Source organism: Micrococcus sp. KRD096, from assembly GCF_017168495.1.
Lineage (GTDB): Bacteria > Actinomycetota > Actinomycetes > Actinomycetales > Micrococcaceae > Micrococcus > Micrococcus luteus.
Map to the genome: position 1 here is coordinate 1 of NZ_JABFAY010000085.1, position 381 is coordinate 381.

Annotated in this window: 1 protein-coding gene; it reads right to left on the bottom strand. The window is 32.5% G+C overall.

Going from position 1 to position 381, the window contains the following annotated elements; all coding sequences use genetic code 11:
- Nucleotides 1-381, bottom strand: a 381-nt coding sequence (locus J1M41_RS11800; protein WP_241247973.1) for a D-ribitol-5-phosphate cytidylyltransferase, incomplete at both ends; no start/stop codon positions are given.

Genomic DNA, 381 nt, shown 5'->3' on the forward strand with positions numbered 1-381 from the left:
ATATTCTCTTTAATAATACGTTGAGTTAAAAATGGTCTTACGGCATCATGAGTTACAATCACATCATCATTATTAATTCCATTTACATTGCGAATATAGTCGATAATGTTCATAATTGTTTCGTTTCGATCCGTACCACCTGCAACTACTTTGACACGTTGATCTGTAATGTTATATTTTTTTAAAATATCCTGTGTATGGGAAATCCACTGTGCTGGCGTTGCGATAATAATCTCATTAAATTCACTCACTAAAATGAACTTCTCAATTGTATGGATTAAAATCGGTTTATTATCAATATCTAAAAATTGTTTTGGTAATGGCACGTTCCCCATTCTCGAACCAATACCTCCTGCTAAAATACCTGCATAAATCATGTTG